Annotated in this window: 13 protein-coding genes; 4 read left to right on the forward strand and 9 right to left on the reverse strand. The window is 44.4% G+C overall.

Features of this window, described 5'->3' with window-relative positions; genetic code table 11:
- Positions 1-34 precede the first annotated feature (34 nt).
- Positions 35-178, reverse strand: a complete 144-nt coding sequence (locus EVJ34_RS15720; RefSeq protein ID WP_161568894.1) for a hypothetical protein — start codon at positions 176-178, stop codon at positions 35-37.
- Here EVJ34_RS15720 and EVJ34_RS08410 point away from each other — a divergent pair.
- Positions 128-1336 (forward strand): PDDEXK-like family protein, encoded by a 1209-nt coding sequence (locus tag EVJ34_RS08410; protein ID WP_131485258.1) that lies wholly within the window; start codon positions 128-130, stop codon positions 1334-1336. The two genes, EVJ34_RS15720 and EVJ34_RS08410, sit on opposite strands and share 51 nt — an antisense overlap.
- A 104-nt stretch (positions 1337-1440) precedes the next feature.
- Here EVJ34_RS08410 and EVJ34_RS08415 read toward each other — a convergent pair whose 3' ends face one another.
- Positions 1441-2898, reverse strand: coding sequence for a J domain-containing protein (locus EVJ34_RS08415; RefSeq protein ID WP_131485259.1), 1458 nt, complete (start codon positions 2896-2898; stop codon positions 1441-1443).
- A 126-nt stretch (positions 2899-3024) separates the two neighbouring features.
- Here EVJ34_RS08415 and EVJ34_RS08420 point away from each other — a divergent pair, with 126 nt between their 5' ends.
- Positions 3025-3345, forward strand: a complete 321-nt coding sequence (locus EVJ34_RS08420) for a hypothetical protein (protein ID WP_131485260.1) — start codon at positions 3025-3027, stop codon at positions 3343-3345.
- A gap of 57 nt (positions 3346-3402) precedes the next feature.
- Here EVJ34_RS08420 and EVJ34_RS08425 read toward each other — a convergent pair whose 3' ends face one another.
- From EVJ34_RS08425 to EVJ34_RS08435, 3 genes are read right to left on the reverse strand one after another with little or no spacing between them, the layout of a single operon-like run.
- On the reverse strand, positions 3403-5742 hold the full coding sequence (locus tag EVJ34_RS08425; RefSeq protein WP_161568895.1) for a dynamin family protein: 2340 nt from the start codon (positions 5740-5742) through the stop codon (positions 3403-3405).
- Positions 5743-5756: 14 nt separating this feature from the next.
- A complete protein-coding gene (locus EVJ34_RS08430; protein WP_131485262.1) occupies positions 5757-7445 on the reverse strand; it encodes a dynamin family protein in 1689 nt (562 codons plus the stop codon).
- A gap of 30 nt (positions 7446-7475) precedes the next feature.
- Positions 7476-9419 carry a dynamin family protein gene (locus EVJ34_RS08435; protein ID WP_131485263.1) on the reverse strand — a complete coding sequence of 648 codons (1944 nt, stop codon included), beginning with the start codon at positions 9417-9419 and terminating at the stop codon, positions 7476-7478.
- Between the two features lie 455 nt (positions 9420-9874).
- Here EVJ34_RS08435 and EVJ34_RS08440 point away from each other — a divergent pair, with 455 nt between their 5' ends.
- Complete coding sequence (locus EVJ34_RS08440; RefSeq protein ID WP_131485264.1) at positions 9875-11200, forward strand: PDDEXK-like family protein; 1326 nt, start codon at positions 9875-9877, stop codon at positions 11198-11200.
- A gap of 122 nt (positions 11201-11322) precedes the next feature.
- Positions 11323-13695 (forward strand): S8 family peptidase, encoded by a 2373-nt coding sequence (locus tag EVJ34_RS08445; RefSeq protein ID WP_131485265.1) that lies wholly within the window; start codon positions 11323-11325, stop codon positions 13693-13695.
- Between the two features lie 64 nt (positions 13696-13759).
- Here the strand turns inward: EVJ34_RS08445 and EVJ34_RS08450 are convergent, their stop codons facing one another.
- The 4 genes from EVJ34_RS08450 to EVJ34_RS08465 are packed head-to-tail and all read right to left on the reverse strand — an operon-like array spanning position 13760 to position 18445.
- Positions 13760-14722: an aldose epimerase family protein gene (locus EVJ34_RS08450; RefSeq protein ID WP_131485266.1), complete on the reverse strand. Its 963-nt coding sequence runs from the start codon at positions 14720-14722 to the stop codon at positions 13760-13762.
- Positions 14723-14745: 23 nt separating this feature from the next.
- Entirely contained in the window at positions 14746-16260 is a 1515-nt protein-coding gene (locus EVJ34_RS08455; RefSeq protein ID WP_131485267.1) for a UDP-glucose--hexose-1-phosphate uridylyltransferase, read from the reverse strand.
- On the reverse strand, positions 16257-17264 hold the full coding sequence (galE, locus tag EVJ34_RS08460) for a UDP-glucose 4-epimerase GalE (protein ID WP_131485268.1): 1008 nt from the start codon (positions 17262-17264) through the stop codon (positions 16257-16259). Before galE ends, EVJ34_RS08455 begins: the two co-directional genes overlap by 4 nt.
- Positions 17261-18445, reverse strand: a complete 1185-nt coding sequence (locus EVJ34_RS08465; RefSeq protein ID WP_131485269.1) for a galactokinase — start codon at positions 18443-18445, stop codon at positions 17261-17263. Before EVJ34_RS08465 ends, galE begins: the two co-directional genes overlap by 4 nt.
- Between the last annotated feature and the right edge of the window lie 21 nt (positions 18446-18466).

Consider the following 18466-nt stretch of genomic DNA (forward strand, 5'->3'; position numbering starts at 1 on the left):
AGGAGTTTTTATGACTTACTCACTCGACACCATCTTATAACTCGAAAATTCGACCGAATTCAACCGTCTCCACCAACAGTTTCATCAATTCAATCCGCTCAAAGTACTCCGCGTCGATCAGTACGAGATCCGTCACTCGAACGTTCTCGCCTGGCTGTTCGACCCGAACGAAAACCATCGGCTCGGTAGCTTCTTTTTACGGAAAGTACTGATGAACTTAATCACGAAGCCGGAAAATGAAGAAAAGATCGTCGGCATCGACTATTTACCATTCCTTCACGCCCCCCTCTCGGACGTCACGGTCCATCGCGAATGGTGGACCGGGAATGGCGCTATCGACTTGTTGATTGATATTCCATCACTGAACTTGATGCTACTCATCGAAAACAAGTTTCATTCGAGCGAGTCGGCCGGCCAACTGAGTCATTATTTTGACCACGTCCATAAGACATTCCCGAATCGAAGCATCTTACCGGTCTATTTGACGCTGTCGAGTGATGCACCGTCCCACGACGACTATTGGTTCCTCGACTATGAGGACGTCCGTCTGATGATCACGCAAGAACTCGAGTTGAACCGCGCGACGATTGCCGACAACATTTACGATTTTTTAACGTATTATATCGCGCTCCTCGAGGAACGCCTCGTCGATGACGAGGACACGATGAACACGGCGCTCGAGCTGTATCAAGACTACGCCTCCGCGATCCATTTGTTGTATGCGAACGCCAATCCGGCGAAGCATAAACAAATAGAGTTGCGGCAAGCGGTCAAAACACTCGAGACGTTCGATGCGGAGACGAAACGACATCTCCTGCTCATCTATAATCGCAAGCGACAAACCATCGACTACATCTTTAAGACCGGCGGCAACATCGTCCACCAAGCGTTTCTCGAATTTGTGAACGAGCAGGCGATTACAACCTACTCCGCGCACACTCGCGTACCGAACTTCGTCATGAACGATTGGTTGCCTCACTTAGAACAGATGGACCGGTTGAATCGCTATTGGCTCAACTACGGACTGATTATCTGGTTTGAACGGAAAGGTAGCAAACGTCTCAAACTATATGTAGAAGTCGGACCGATTGACTACGCCGAACGTCTCCCACTCCTTGAGGCACTCGAAGCGAAGAACATCTCGTTTTGGAAATCGGGGAAACAGGAAGGCAAGAAGTTCACTCGCATTTATACCGAGACGACCGAGGTTTCCGATTGGACGAACGCAGCAGTCGTAAAAGACGCGATGACGTCACTCATCGGCGACGCGTCGTTCCACTCGTTCAGCGAGATAGTGACCGATGTATTGGGTGATTTGTATACCGTCAAAGCGTAACGCAAAAGACCATCTAACTTGTTAGAGATGAGTTAGATGGTCTTCATATATACATATCTGTCTCTAACTTCTTTTTCTCATCCAACTGAACACAGTCTAAAAATTTAATATCTTGAATATGACTGTATGTCACCTTCTGAGAACTGTTTCAAAAGTGTAGTATCTACGATGTACCACGTCTGTGCATCGTAGTCGAATTCTAAATTGTATCGGAAAGTACTTGGTTTAGAATCGTCTTCCTCAGCAAACTCCATCGTATCTTCATCTAAGTATTCACCCTTGTATTGAATTCTAGCTTCAATCGTGGCTTTGATTGGATTAGATTCTTCAATGCTGATTGAATCACTACTGAACTCTAACCCGACATATTCACCTTGCCAATACCAATCATTTTGATCCAGTGCTCGGTAATATGATTCTTGTCGATCGATATAGTCTGACGAACGAATACGAGTAAAGTAACTAGAATCTTTATTTCGATAAGCTTTTTCCCAATCCCGTGCATTCGTATAAATTGTATCCACAACATCCTGTTTCACTTCTGGGCGAACTGGATCAATTCGATCACTCGATGAATCTGAAATCAGTTTTCGCTCATCTACCTTCCAATACCCACCTTCTTTTAGTATTGTCAGTTGCCATTCCATTTCGCTACCTTCTGGTTCCCCTCTCAAATAAGGAACATAAGATAGAGAAGAATAGTCCGTCCCAACAATCGCGATTACCTTATCCTCGGTCGCTTGAACAATATTAGAAGAACTGATTGGATATGATTGAATTTCACCCTCAAAGATTACGTTGTTCTCATCCATTCTTTCTACAATAGGACGAAAATCATTTCGGAATTTATCTGTGACAATTCCCGAGAAATTATCTGTTCTTCCTTTTAATGAGTTCTGCAAATCTGTAAAAAACACCGGTGACATATCATTCACTAACCCTACTGCCATTTCATCTAAATATGCTTGTTCATCGTCTTCATTTTGCTCTTCGTCTTCTGAGACTTCATCAGCATAAGATTCATCGTCGGAATAATAACCGTCATCGTACTCTCCATCCCAGTCTTCTTCATCATCTGTGGGTAATAAGCTAAAGTCCATCTCATTATTTATATAGTATTGATGCGTAGCATTCGATGTGAAAGCACCACCTGTTGCGAGTAGGAAAGCCATAGGTAAAATGTAGTACTTACTGTTATTTATAGATGCTCTACTGATATCTGAACGATAATGTGAAATCTTAGAAGCAAGTGATGGGTAGGTAAACTGCTGGTAGTAGTTTGGATCTCCTATGAAGACTTTCTGCTGTACCTTACGTTTGCTTGAAGTCTTTTTCGATGTTTTCAACAGTTTCGGCACAGCTTGGTTGATCAATTCACTCTCAGCGTTGGGAATGTAACTTCTTTCTCCGTCGGTTTTTTTTAACGATCTGATGATAATTTGATAAGCTTCTTCAATCTCATCAGAGTTTTTCGATTCTCCTTCACGAAGATTCAAATAGTTCTTTTCAATTTCCTCTATTGAATGTAAAGGAGTTACGTTTAAAATTTTGTAAGGATTCATTATTTTTCTCCTCGCAGAAAATAAGTGCGTTTTATTTTGAAGAATCTATACACGAAAGAATGATTATTCATATTTTTTGTAATAAGCTATAAGTATCTTACAAATTATTTTTTAGGAGGATTTATTATGGAAAACGATTTTGATTCCTATGATCACCAATCATTGAGTGAAATATCACCTGCCGATGTCATGAACGATCCGTTTATCTTGTCTAATGCTATGGTTCATTCTTCACACGCGATTAGTGTGGATGATTGTTTATTAAAACATGATCCTTTAGCACACATTCAACACGTAAACATCGAACCCATCAAATTAACTTACGTAGAACCTCATTGGGTAAATGGTTATTTACGCGCAGACGGCACATACGTACAAGGATATTTCCGTGATGGCGACGGAAATACGAATGTGTTTGATGGCGATGGATACTACAGAAAAAGCTGATACATGAGAATAAGGGATGACAGTTAGTAGGAACTGACTGTCATCCTTACTTTAATTCTAATAGTTTCTAAACAGCATAAACGGTAAGATGGCTCCTACTACATAACTAGCGACAGCGCGATCCGTACCAAATATATAATTACCAATCTCTACGAAAAGTAATGCTATCCCGATGAGAATCAAATGCCAAGGAAAATCTAACTTTGCTGTTTTTTGAACATCTGTTGTAAAACGTACCCCGACTACCTTTGATTTCATCAGTGTCTTCTCTACATGTCTATGTGCCAAGTAACTCCATGTTAATGAGCCAATTAGACTGAAAGCGATTATCCACAAGAATTTTGAGTCGTTGAGTAAGGACATTAAAAACCCACTTCCATAACTCATTCCTACCGTTGACCAAGAGATAAATGGTCCAATTAAAAGCAACAAAGAAAATAGAACCATCATAGACAGTGTGTCGAATTTAAAGAGTGAATAGTTCCATTGAAGATGGTTTAGGTTATTGTGTTTTGTAGCATGTTTTTCTGAATTTTCATGTTGCATGTACACAGGCTGATAAGTAAACGCATGTGTATCAGAAACTTGCTTCAACAGCGTTCTCGAATCCGAAATCACTCGTTCGGCAACAGTGTTAATAAAATTCCATTCATTGTCTTGCGGGATCGGATAGTCGCTTAGTTTTTTGCCAATGGCATCAATCTTTTGATTTAACTCGTCAAGGGAATGTTCTGCTTGATCCATTTTCGTTTGCCAATCGGCAGAATGGTTTAAAATCCGATCCCGTTTTTCTTCAAGTTTGTACAAAGAATCCGTAATTGCTTTCCACGGATTCTCTAGTACTTGTTTTTCTTTCGGTAATCCCCAAATTTTACGAGGTGAATTTTTTAAAATTTCTTCTACCAAATACAAATTTCCTCGTTTAATCGATGTCAATGCGACTTCCATTTCACGGATTAAGATTAACTTATTGTCTCTCTCGATTTGATCTTTTAAACCAGATGAAATCTCAATGTATCCATTTGATCCATAAAGCCTCTCATAAACGATTTCTCCAAAATCATTCAAGTAGTTCTTTTTTATATTCTTTTTAACAGTCTTCTTAATATTTTTTAAGTGTTGAGTACCAAATTCGCTGAATCGCTCATAACCTTCTTGAAGTTGTTGGTCTTTCATTTTCCCTTTATCTTTCTCGAGAATTAGATTTAAGCGTTGATCTAATTTTTGTGCACGTTCTATCATGTCATGGAATTCATTTTGTTCGGTTTTGGGCCATGACAGATTGCTAAACAACCTTTTTTCCATGGCATATAGTAATGAAATCATTTGCTCTTTTTGATTCACAATCGACTCGCGACTAACTTTTTTCAGAGAGAAGTTGTTATATTCTTTCCAAGTTTGTTTAAACGAGTTAACTGTTTTTTCAACCAACGTCGAGTTAGAGGATTCACCGTTCTTCCAAATCATATTAAAGAATAGGATGTACCACTCTTGTTGAAGCTCATCAATTTTCGTGTCTAGATTGATTAAACTGCTTCTATACGTGCTTTCCCAAGAATCATAGTCTCTACAAACATCACGGGTCTTTCTCTCAATTGATGTATATTTCATATTTGCAGTTCGACTGATTGCTGACGACAACTCCTCTGACACTTGGTCAATGATTGGAACTTGTATATTCCTAGCAGGAACTCTAGACTGCGTGAACAATTGCTCCCATAAGGACTTACGCAATGACGGTTCGTGATTCAACCATAAGCTAGACTGTTGGGTGACCCATTTAAACAGGCCAGTATCTTGAATTTCGGAAAATAATTCTTCCACTTCTTCTTCCTCGTCTTCATCGATAAGGTCCGCCTTAGTAGCGATTAGATGCGTAGCTCCAAGCTCATTAAGTGTCGTCATTTGTGTCTCACTTAACACATCACCATAAGGCATACACCATGCGTATGTAATACAAGGAATAAACCCTAAATCGAACGTCGTGCTCGCATTCGATCCGGGAGTATCCAGAAGACTTACTTTCTTCAAGTTTTCGTTTGGTAACGTCACTAACAACCAGTCCGCCTCTTTAGCTGAAGCTGTTAATAAAGAGATGGATGCTATATCAAAACTCTGAATAGTAGGCACTTGTTTACTAAACGGATAAATTCGAGCTTCATCCCCATATACAAAGTATACGGGGCATTTTGTTGACTCGAGAATGTCGACGACGCCTGCCTTTGTCTCTAATAAGGCTTCGATTAAACTAGTTTTTCCGGCACTGAATTCGCCTAATAATGCCATGGTCGGTTTTTCGGTGGCTTGAGAATAGTATTCTAAAAAATGCAGATGATCATTCCATGCATCCATTTCGAAGGCTTCAAGCAGAGGAAGCATCATTTTATACTGGCCCATATTTTTTCTCGCTTTCATTTGAATAATGCTTCTTTGATTTTTTCGATTTCCTGTTCAAGCTCTTTTTCTTTCGCATTCTTTTGCTCAGACCAATCATTTTTATCGTTTTTTTGACGATTCAATTGTGTTTGAATCTTTTCCTGCTGACTTTGATAATGGCCATCCATTTGATTCACTGTCATTTCAGAAATTGTGATAAAAGACTTTCTCACATATTCTTCAAGCATCTGTTTCATATCTTTCAAGACCGCATCAACGATTTTATCCAAGTCCAAAAGCATTAAATTTTTGGCTTCTGTCAAAGCTTGCGTTTCAAGCTTTTTCCTAATAATTGGATAGGCTGCTAAACCAATGAACGGTAAAAACAGACTACCGCCTATACCTAACATAATGGCTGCTGCCCCCCCTGCCACTAAACCGGCAGTAATTGTGGGGTCCGGTTTTCCATCTGAGAACGGAGGATGGAATACTACTTCTGACACGTTGTTTTGCTCGATTTGTTTCCATAACACAACGCTTTGCTGTTTTGTCATATGGGTTACGGACTGCAAAATTTCCTGTTGTACTTTTCGAATGTATAAATCAACTTGTGGCGTATAACGTTCAATCCAACGTTTTCTTTCAGTTGACAGTATGTGTTCGATATCTTGTTGAATCACTTCTAAAAACTGAGCAGAAGGTCCTTGATAACGTTTCACTACACGATTACATTCTCGAAGCCATTCTTCAGAGAGTCGTTCAACTGATTTATCAATCATTAATAACACATCATTCTGTCTAACTTCTAAATAACTGTTAATTTCATTAATATGTACTTTGTTCGCTTCTTTAACTGAATCAAACCATGTGTGAATGACTTCAAGTTCTTCAATTCGCATCGAATCCAATTGATGATACGTATCTTTTTCATGTTGGAAAGTATGTGTTACCTCTTTAAACATTGCATCATAGCGAGGGAGCCTCAACGATTCAAGACCATTTTTTTGGAAATTTTCAATATGCGCAATTACCTCTTCGACTTCTGAAGTCTCCCCTTGAATCGAGTTCTGCAAAGCTCGCTTCGCATCAAATGGGACGATGATCGGTTTGTCGATCCCTTCAATCGTACGTAACGTTTCTTCTAATGACTCAATCATTTCTTCCAATTCTTCTTCCTCATCTTCAAAGGCATCAGCAAAATTCATCACAAAAATTATACGATGCAAGCCATCTTTTAAAAGTGTATCGCGTAAAAACGATAACTCGGTCTCTGTGATGGGCTGATCTGCTTTCAACAAGAAGAATACGATGTCCGCCTTAGGAATAAATTTGTATGCTACATCGCTGCGCTTCTTGTTTACGTCATTCAGTCCTGGCGTGTCCACAATATATACTGGAGGAGCAAACGGAACGTTCGGATGTCTAATGCCAATCCATTCAATATCACTTACATCAGAATCACCAATATAGCTCCGTAACTCTTCGCTTTTTACCGTGACGGTTTGTTCTTGTTTATGAACTTGTATCTTTTCAGTACCTTGTCCGATGATATTTACAGTGGCTGTTGTTGGCAATATACCAGTAGGAAGCAAATCCTGCTGTAGTAAGCTGTTCACAAAAGTACTTTTACCGTGATTAAACTCACCCACCACCACAATAAAAATTTCTTCTTGCTCGATAACATCCTTCACTCGTTTGATTTTTTTAACTGTATCTAAATACATCTTCTCACCTCATCAAAAATATACAGGATGTTAAATTCGGTCTAATTGAGCATGAACTTCCGTTTTTAATGAATTCACGTACTCAATTTCTTTCGTAACGTTCGTTTCTTCATCCTTAAACGACTGCTCTATTTTCTTTAAACGTTTTTCAGTTCGTTTGAATGATTTCTGAATACTCTCTTCCATGTCTTTCATCCACGCTTCAACCGAGCTATCGAATCCAGCTTGAATAGTCTTTTTAGACTCTTTCTCGACACGCACATACAATTTTTCAATTTCTTTTTTAACTCTTTCCTTCAGTTTACGGCTATCTGTACTAGATGAGCTTTCCTCAGAGAGAAAAGCTGCCCCCATAGCCGCTGCAGGAATCAATAAAAGGGCCCCGAATATTCCAATCCCTAATAAAGCTGCCGCTCCAAAACCTACCGCAGCTCCAGTCAAAGCAGCTGCATCGGTATTACTAGAAGAAGACTTAATCTCTGCCGGAATAAACTCACTGCGTATCGTCGGCATAACAAACATGTTTTGAACAGCTGGCAATTGTGACGAATACTCATTGAGGTATATTTGTCTGACGTTTTGTTCGATTCGCGGAAGCTCTTCAACAATCCAAGATTGAATCCGATCCATCAATTCATCAGCTCGAGCTTTTAATAAAGCATTGGCTGCTTCGCTGGAATTTATATGTGTCAACTTCGTTTCCGCTTCAACTTCTTTTTTAATCGACTCAAAAACCTTTTCAAACCGCTTTATAAAATCATGTTTTTCTGTTCTTGTCTTTTCATTGAACTTCTGACGAGTCGACTCCATGACTTTAATTGATTGTTTATGTTCATTTTGATTTCTTTCGAGTTCACTCTTCACTTCATCATTTGTTCGAAGTAAATCTTTATTGGCTTCGTCCAATTGATTAAGAAGACGCTTTCCAATTTCTTGTAACTGATTTTCGATTTTCTTTTTTCTTCCTTCTCCTTTATTCGAAACAAGAAATTCTTGTAAAACATCAAAGAAGTCATTCAGTGCACTTGTCTCTCTCAAACGAGTCATTTCGCTCTGCGCGAGTGACACCTTCTCACTTGGAGTTAGTGACGCGGCCTGACGCTGAAGAGCTTTCGTAGGAAAGTCGCCTTCTCCTTTTTCAATAATTTTTTCTAAACTGTTCGCTTGAACTGCCTGTTTAGCAGAAATGAAGAAGATGTTTTTTTCAGGGATATTTAACTCCCCGAACTTTTTGTAGGCTGCTTCTTTTACTGTAAGTTGATCGCCTTCTGCTAATTTATCGAATCGATTGACTAGAATAAAGATATGATCCACATGTTTTTTGAGAATATATTCTTCGAAGAACATCATTTCTGAATTCGATAACAACTTATCAGCTCGCATCAATACGATCGCAGCGTCCGCTTTTCTGACAAACCGTTTTGTAATTACAGAACGTATGCCGCCTGAATCATTGAGTCCAGGTGTATCGATGATGCGAACTCGGTTTTGTAGTAATGGATGATTGAGTTGAATTTCAATGTATGTATCCTCATTCACTTCGTTCTTTGTTGTCATAATTTTCTTGAAGCGCGCTAACCGTCCGACGCTTTCGTCTTTCCATCGCTTAGAATGAACGGTGTAGGAGTCATTGAATGACTCTAAATCTTTTGAAGAAAAAATCTGCTCTCCTTCAATGTATAGCGACGCTTTTAAGTTCTCTCCTCTACGCACATGAGTAACAAGGGCCGTAGATTCTTTCATAGAAACAGGTAACACGGGTTGTTTTAATAATGCGTTTAAAAAAGACGACTTCCCAACGGAAACCTCTCCAACAGTGGCTAATAACAAATCTTGCTCTTCGGCCCATAGTTTAACCATTTTTAATTGTTCAAAAAGATCATCTTCTTCTATCTCCACTGCTATTTTTTGAAGAGAATTTGCTGTACTTACAAGATTGTTAATTGAATTTTTATATTGAGTTAATTTTTCCAAATTTAATCACCTTTTTATGCAAATTTTCTATTGATTATCTTTTTGACACTATAAATTAAATTCCAATCACCCTACATAAATAGATTTCTGCAATTAACTTCAATAGGGATTTTTAGGTATGAGGAACTAAATATAGACTTTATTAGTTAGAATTACTCAATATCATACCTTCGTTGTTGATATTACAAAAAATATAGGATAAATATCTCTCTTTTCTATAAAAAAGGTAGATGATATTACCAATTTCTGCTTTGAATCGTTCGACATTTATTCGACAATTTTAATCTAAGAATATTCATTTTTTTGATTAAATACTTTATTTATTCAAAGACATACTTCCATCAATTTCATTTGTATAACTACCTATATTTTTTGGGGACCACGTTTAATATATGTACCGCTCCCTATATATAATTGTGTTTTACTAATCTTACTAATGTTTTTAGGAGGAACATATGACCTACTCACTCGACACCATCTTACAACTCGAAAATTCGACCGAATTCAACCGTCTTCACCAACAGTTTCATCAATTCAATCCGCTCAAAGTACTCCGCGTCGATCAGTACGAGATCCGTCACTCGAACGTTCTCGCCTGGCTGTTCGACCCGAACGAAAACCATCGGCTCGGTAGCTTCTTTTTACGGAAAGTACTGATGAACTTAATCACGAAGCCGGAAAATGAAGAAAAGATCGTCGGCATCGACTATTTACCATTCCTTCACGCCCCCCTCTCGGACGTCACGGTCCATCGCGAATGGTGGACCGGGAATGGCGCTATCGACTTGTTGATTGATATTCCATCACTGAACTTGATGTTGCTTATCGAAAACAAGTTCCATTCGAGTGAATCAGCAGGTCAACTCAGTCATTACTTTGACCACGTCCATGAGACGTTCCCGAATCGGAACATCTTGCCGGTCTATTTGACGCTCTCGAGTGATGCACCGTCCCACGACGACTATTGGTTCCTCGACTACGAGGACGTCCGTCTGATGATCACGCAAGAACTCGAGTTGAACCGCGCGACGATTGCCGACAATATTTATGATTTTCTTTCATACTACATCGCGCTCCTTGAAGAGCGTTTGGTCGACGATGAAGAAACAATGAACACGGGCCTTCAGCTATATCAAGATTATGCATCCGCGATTCATTTGTTGTATGCGAACGCCAATCCGGCGAAGCAGAAACAAATCGAGCTACGGCAAGCGGTCAAAACACTTGAGACGTTCGACGCAGAGACAAAACGACATCTACTGCTCATCTACAACCGGAAGCGACAAACCATCAACTACATTTTCAAGACAGGTGGCAATATCCTCCACCAAGCTTTTCTTGAGTTTGTAAACGAGCAGGCGATGACGACCTACTCCGCCCATACTCGCGTACCAAACTTCGTTATGAACGATTGGCTACCGTACTTGGAACAGATGGACCGGTTGAACCGCTATTGGCTCAACTACGGACTGATTATCTGGTTCGAACGTAAAGGCAGCAAACGTCTCAAACTTTATGTGGAAGTCGGACCGATTGATTATGCCGAACGTCTCCCGCTTTTAGAAGCACTCGAAGCGAAGAACATCTCGTTTTGGAAGTCTGGCAAACAAGAAGGCAAGAAGTTCACTCGCATTTATACCGAGACAATCGAGGTTTCTGATTGGACGAACGCAGTTGTCGTGAAAGAGGCAATGACGTCACTGATTGACGACTCATCGTTCCGTTCGTTCAGCAAAATGGTGACCGACGTGTTCGCTAATTTGTATATCATCAAAGCATGATATACCAAACCACTCTATTCGCCATAAAAAATGTAATTAAAAGTATTATCATTTATTCAAAAAGTAAATATTACCTTTTTGTGGTATTTTTATAAGAACCAATGATTGTAGGAGGATGAGGAATGATGTGGGCGAAATGGGTAATTGGTCTTGTTTTTATATCCGGGGCTCTAGGTTGGTCAGATGTAACGAGTGCGGAAGGTACTAAAGAACAAATTGATCGAGTCATTGTTCAAGTTAAAGGAAATAATGTGACAAACACATCAGAAGAAATGCTTGTAAAGAAAACAAGTAATTCTTCAGCAATTTATACAGTAGACGTACCGACAGAGAAAACGTTGAGTGAATATATTAGTGAGTTAAAGTCCCAACCAGAAGTCTTAAGAGTAGAACCTGATTATCTTTTACAACATGCTTATACACCAAATGATTCGGATTTATTTCTTCAATCACATCACGAAAATATTGAGACACAAGAGGCTTGGAATAGAACAAAGGGATCGGCAAACGTCATTGTTGCTGTGATTGATGATGGAATTGATTTATATCATGAGGATTTAGAAAATAACATCATTCATCCCTTTGACATGGTTGAAGGTTGGGATGAGACAATTCCAGTGGGCGAACACGGAACACACGTTGCGGGAATCATCGCTGGTCAAATTGATAACTACACAGGAGGAGCAGGAGTTGCTCCAAAAACAAAAATCATGCCTATCAATGTATTTGAAGGGGACGGTGCTTACTCTTCAGATGTCATCAAAGCTATTTATCATGCTGTAGACAATGGCGCTGATATCATTAATATGAGTTTAGGTAGTTACTATTACAGCTGGTTAAATCAAGAAGCTATTGAATACGCACATGATGCTGGAGTAGTGATCATTGCAGCAGCAGGAAACGATGCGACAGACGATCCATGGTATCCTGCTGCTTACGAACATGTGGTATCCGTTGCCTCAACGACATCATGGGATTCACCGTCTTATTTCTCAAACTATGGATCGACAATTGATATTTCAGCCCCAGGTAGCTCTATTTACTCGACATTACCCTATGATAGCTACGGCGTGATGAGTGGAACTTCCATGGCATCTCCTGTCGTCGCAGGTGTTGCAGCACTAATTAAAGCGAACTCCCCTTCTTTAACAGGCGATCAAATCGTTAAACGCTTGATTGATACGGCAGATGATCTCGGAGCACGAGGAAAAGATGACGATTACGGATACGGTCGCGTCAATGCGTCAGCAGCCGTCAATACGTCAATGTACGGTCCAGTTGTCGTGGACACTTTTACAGATCAAGCGATGCAAGTGACGGGACAACTTCCATACGACGTCCCAGGGGGCACTATTTACGTATACAATGCTTCAAATAAGGTCATTGGCCAACTCAAACAAAGTCTCAAAGGTAAGTTTACAATTCCAGTTCCAAAACAAACAGGCGGCTCCACTCTCTATGTAGCAGTAGAAGACAACCAAAAGAACAGAAGCTCCGTGACAACGTTTAAAGTCATCGATAAAACGGCTCCGATCGCGCCAAAAGTCTCAGCGTTCTCTGATGCGATGACGGTACTTACTGGAACAGCTGAGAGTAAAAGCACGGTCATCGTTATGAACGGAAGCAAAAAAGTGGGTCAAGCGACATCTGTTTCCGGAAAATTTTCAGTGAAACTAGCTAAACAAAAAGCAGGATCCACATTGACGGTTTATGCAGTAGATGCCGCGAAAAACAAGAGTAAGTCGGTACTTGTTAAAGTAACAGACAAAACGGCACCTCCTACACCAACATCTAGTAGTGTAAATACGAAAAGCACGAGCCTGACCGGAAAAACGGAAGCCAAGGCATTGGTGTACCTCTATAAAGGAAAAACAAAGGTTGCTAGTACGAAAGCTGACTCAAAAGGTCTTTTCAAATTTACATTCAAGACACAAACAAGCGGGACCAAGTTTTCACTCTATGCTGTTGATGCTGCGAAAAATAAGAGCAAGCTAAAGACAATTACCGTCACTGTCTTCAAAACGAGTAATGCTACTTATTTGAAACAACATTACGCAGCTGCTAAAAAAGGTACGATGTATAAAGCAGAGGCGAAATTGTATGATCGCATGAAAATAACAGGGAAAAATGCATCTTACGGATTCTACGCCACTGGTTGTTGTGTGTTTGGAAAAGAAAAAGGACCTTTTCTTTATGGAACGATTGGATACGATGAAAAGTATCCGAATCATGTCGGTGACATCATGACGATGCCATCTATCGATAATCGTAAAATAAAGTGGACGGAAGTGACGAGTGCACTTGGTAAACCAAAATCACACAATAAATATTCTATCTATGATCGGTACAATAAAGTGTATTCCAGAAACAACAAATCAGTAATGAGTTATGAACTTGCTGGAACCATTGAATACAAACCAACAAAAAAGACGACATTTTGGGTAGATTATGACTCGAATGGATATGTAAGAGCATTTGGATTAAGACACTTTTAAAAACTGCATGTGATGTAAACAAAGGCCTGACGGCGCTTAATGCGCTGTCAGGCCTGCTTTTTTTCTACTCCACCCCAAACCGATACACCGTCCTTGAGTGATACAACTCCTCCGGTTTCAGTTCAATCGATGTGGCGATGTCTGGGTGATTCGGTGCGTCCGGGAACGCTTGAGCTTCTAGACAGATGGCGCTATGCTTCTGCCGTCCTTCGAGCGTCACCGGCGTCTCTTCACTGAGGAAGTTGGCCGTATAGACAACCATGACCGGTTGATTTGTCTCGACGTCCATGACGCGTCCGCTCACTGGATCATGCAATCGGGTCGTCCCATCCTTCAAGATGAACGGATGATCCAATCCGCCAGCTTTGGAGATTGCTTCGTCATTCGACGTAATTGCCTCCCCGACTCGCTTCCCGTCGCGGAAGTCGAACGGTGTCGCCTCCACTTCAAGCAATTCGCCTGTCGGCAACGACTCATCGTCGAGCTTGGCGACATGCTCTGCAGGCAACGTCAACACATGATCATGAATCGTCGGCCGTCCGCCGAGATTGAAATAGTTGTGATGGTTCAAGTTGACCCACGTCCGTTTATCCGTCGCAGCCGTCATCGTGACGACGAGCTCATTGTCGTCCGTCAGCTCATACAAGACTTTGAACGTGACGTTGCCGGGATAGCCTTCCTCCCCGTCTGGACTGACATATGTGAACGTGATCGCTTGTCCTTCGACATCCATGTCCCAATGCCGGGCCGTGATGCCTTCGTCTCCGCCATGGATATGATGCGGGGCCTCGCTTGGGGTCAAGGCCACCCCATCAATCTCCGCGTTGCGGATTCGTCCGGCAATCCGTCCGACGACGGAACCGAGATAGACCGGATTCTCGAGATATTGCTCGGGACTGCCGTACTTCAAGATGACAGAGTCCATGTTGCCGTCACGGTCCGGTGCCGTCAATTCGGTCATGGCACAACTGTATGAAATGGCCGACAGCCGCATGCCATTCTTGTTTTCAATCGTTGCTTCTCTCAACTGGCTCACCTACTTCGATTCGTTTACCTGTTCATTCCCGTAGTCGTCGCCCCGTACTCCACTTTATCGACGTAGCTCAGGAATCCGTTCATGAACGCGGTGAAACGTTCCTGTCCTTCCACCGTCTGTTTGAACACGCCTGCGTCCTCGAGCCCTTTGACGAACTTGTCGACGACAGCCTGGTCGACGATTGACTTCGCATCGCCTGGCTTCGCCTTTAACTCGTCCGCCCAAGCCCGGTGCATATCCGCGACTTCGACATCCTCACCCGCGACAAAACGGACGACTTGTTCGAGTTCGGTCTTGAGTCGGGCCGGTAAGACGGCGAGTCCCATCACTTCAATCAAACCGATATTCTCGCGCTTGATGTGATGGACGTCGGCGTGAGGATGGAAGATGCCGTCCGGATGCTCATCGCTCGTCCGATTGTTGCGGAGGACGAGGTCGAGCTCATAGCGTCCGTCACGACGGCGCGCGATTGGCGTCACCGTGTTATGGCGCACGTCCCCTGTATACGGGACGATGTCCCCTTCTTCATACTGCTTCCAATGGCCGAGCAACTGATTCGCCAACATGACGAGCTGCTCTTTCTGACGGGAACGAAGCCGGACAACCGAGAGCGGCCAATAGAGCGTCTCAATCTCGACTTGGTCGTAACGGTCCGAGCGATACGTCGACACGACTTTGGCATCGTCCATCGCAAACCGGTAGCGGCCGGCCTGATAATGGTCGTGCGTCAAAATCGAGCCGCCGACGATCGGCAAGTCCGCGTTCGACCCAGCGAAGTAATGCGGGAACTGCGACACGAAATCGAGCAGACGCTCGAACGCACCGCGGTCGATGACCATGTCCCGCACTTCATTCGATAACAAAATCGAGTGCTCGTTGTAGTACAGGTACGGCGAGTATTGGAACGACCAGTTCTGTCCGCCGAGCGTGAGCGGGATGATTCGATGGTTGGCCCGGGCCGGGTGTTTCAAATGACCGCCGTAGCCTTCATTCTCGATCGCGAGCAACCCTTTCGGATAGTTCGTCTCAGGAGCCGGTTGCAGGCGGGCGCGCGCAATCTCGCGCGGGTCCTTCTCCGGCTTCGACAGGTTGATCGTGATGTCGAGCGTGCCGTAACGCGTCGGCGCCTTGTACGTGATGTTGTTAGCGATTCGTTTCGTCTGGATATAGTTCGACGCCTGGCTCATCTTATAGAAAAAATCGGTCGCCGCTTCGACGTCCGTGGCGCGAAGCGCATTGAACGTCCGCGTCACCTCGGAAGGTTTCGAGACGAACACGTCCATGACCTCGGCCATGAACCGGTCCTTCTCTTCCAACAAATCCTCGACGAGCCCGTTTGCGACCGCATGGTCCGTCAACGTCTCGAGCAAGTTCGGGATCGAGTCTTGTGGGACGAACGTCGGTTTCGTGAAATCGAGCTGATTGATTCGGGCGAGGACACGGTTACGAGAATAGACGCGATCTTGCTCCGTGATCAGTTCCTCCCGAATCGCCGCCTCGACGAGCGCTTCAATCGTTGATTCGATCATCGTCTCACCCCTTCGACATGTTTATAGCCTTCTGGATGATGCTTGTGCCAATTCCAGGCGTCAGCGAGAATGACATCGACCGTCGACCGTGATGGTTTCCAGCCGAGCACGTCCTTCGCCTTGTCCGGTGACGCAATCAACATCGCCGGGTCACCGGCACGACGGACACCCATCTGAACCGGGATGGCATGATTCGTCACGCGACGTGCCGCCTCGATGATTTCGAGCACCGACAATCCGGTCTCTGTGCCGAGATTGAACACATCGCTCTCGCCGCCTTGCTTCAAATAGTCAAGCGCGCGCACGTGGGCGTCGACGAGGTCTTGCACGTGGATGTAATCGCGGATACATGTGCCGTCCGCGGTCGGATAATCGTCACCGAACACGGTGATCGCGTCCCGCTTCCCATTCGCAACTTCGAGCACGAGCGGGATGAGGTGCGTCTCCGGCATATGGTCCTCACCGATTTCACCGGTCGGGTCGGCCCCTGCGACGTTGAAGTAGCGGAGCGCGACGAAACGGATGCCGAAGGCGCGGTCACACCACTTCATCATCGTCTCCATGGCGAGCTTCGTCGCCCCGTACGTGTTCGTCGGGTTCGTCTTGGCCGTCTCGCGAATCGGCATTTCGTCCTGGTCGCCATACGTCGCGGCCGTCGAGGAGAACACGATCCGGCTCACGGAGTGTTTCCGCATCGTCTCAAGCAACACTTGTGTCCCGAAGACGTTGTTGTCGTAATACTTCAAAGGCTCATCCATCGACTCGCCGACGAGCGAGTTGGCGGCGAAATGGAGCACCTCGGTGATTGACTCGTTCGCGAACGTCTGGTCCATGAAGGCACGGTCGCGGATATCCCCTTCATAGAACCGGGCCTGGTTCGGTACCGACTCGATATGGCCGGTCTGAAGGTTGTCGATCACGATGACGTCTTCCCCGCGCGCAAGCAAGGCGCGGACTGCATGGGAGCCGATATAACCGGCCCCTCCGACGACGAGTACACTCATTTCACTTCCTCCTCTACAAGTTCACGTGCGCCGTCCCCGACGGACGCGATATAAAATGTCGGCGCATAGCCGATCTCTGTCTCATATACGTGCGAGACGGTCCGCATCACTTCTTCGGTCGACGCCTTGTCGACGAGGGCGATGGCGCAACCTCCGAAGCCAGCCCCGGTCATGCGGGCACCGATGACGCCGTCACAGTTCTGTGTCGCGGCGACGAGCGTGTCAAGCTCGCGGCCCGTCACTTCATAGTCGTCGCGGAGCGAGGCGTGCGAGGCGTTCATCAGTTCACCGAACGCGTCGAGCTGTCCATCCTCTAGCGCGGTGAATGCGAGCTTCGTCCGCTCGTTCTCCGAGATGGCGTGGCGCGCCCGCTTGCGGAGCGTCTCCGGGAGTTCGTCCGCGACCGTCTCGAACGTCGCGACCGACAGTTGGCCGAGCGAGGCGACATCGAAATGTTGCTGCAACAGGCCAAGTGCCGTATCGCACTCGGTGCGGCGCTCATTATATTTCGAGTCGGCCAGTTCGCGGCGTTTGTTCGTGTTCATAATCAAGATGTCATAGCCGTCGAGTTTGATCGGCGCATAATCGTGATGGAGCGTGTCGCAATCGAGCAGGATGGCGTGGTCCGCTTTCCCCATTCCGATGGCGAACTGGTCCATGATGCCGGAGTTGACACCGATGAAGTCGTTCTCGACGCGTTGGCCGAGTTTGACGAGGTCGATGCGGTCGAGATTGAGGCCGTACACGTCATTGATCATGAGCGCCGTCACGAGTTCGAGCGAGGCCGATGACGACAGGCCGGCGCCGTTCGGGATATTGCCGGCGAGGAGGAAATCGAATCCTCCGACCGCATGTCCGTCCGCGCGCAGGAGCGCGACGACGCCTTTGACGTAGTTCGCCCAGTCATGCTGCGCGTCATACGTGTCTTCCGTCACCGGGAACGTGACGATACCTACGTCCTTGAAGTTGAGCGAGTAGACGCGAATCATCTCGTCCTCACGTTTTTTGACGAGCCCGTACGTGCCGAACGTGATGGCACATGGGAAGACGTGGCCTCCGTTGTAATCGGTGTGTTCGCCGATCAAGTTGATGCGGCCCGGTGCAAAGAAGCTTCGCTCGGGGCTTGCCGAGAACACGGTCTCGAACTGTTCGTTCAGGTGTGCTGAATCAAATGAAAGCATACGACTCCATCCCTTTCTTTG

The sequence above is a fragment of the Exiguobacterium sp. SL-9 genome (assembly GCF_004336985.1).
Taxonomy (GTDB): Bacteria; Bacillota; Bacilli; order Exiguobacteriales; family Exiguobacteriaceae; genus Exiguobacterium.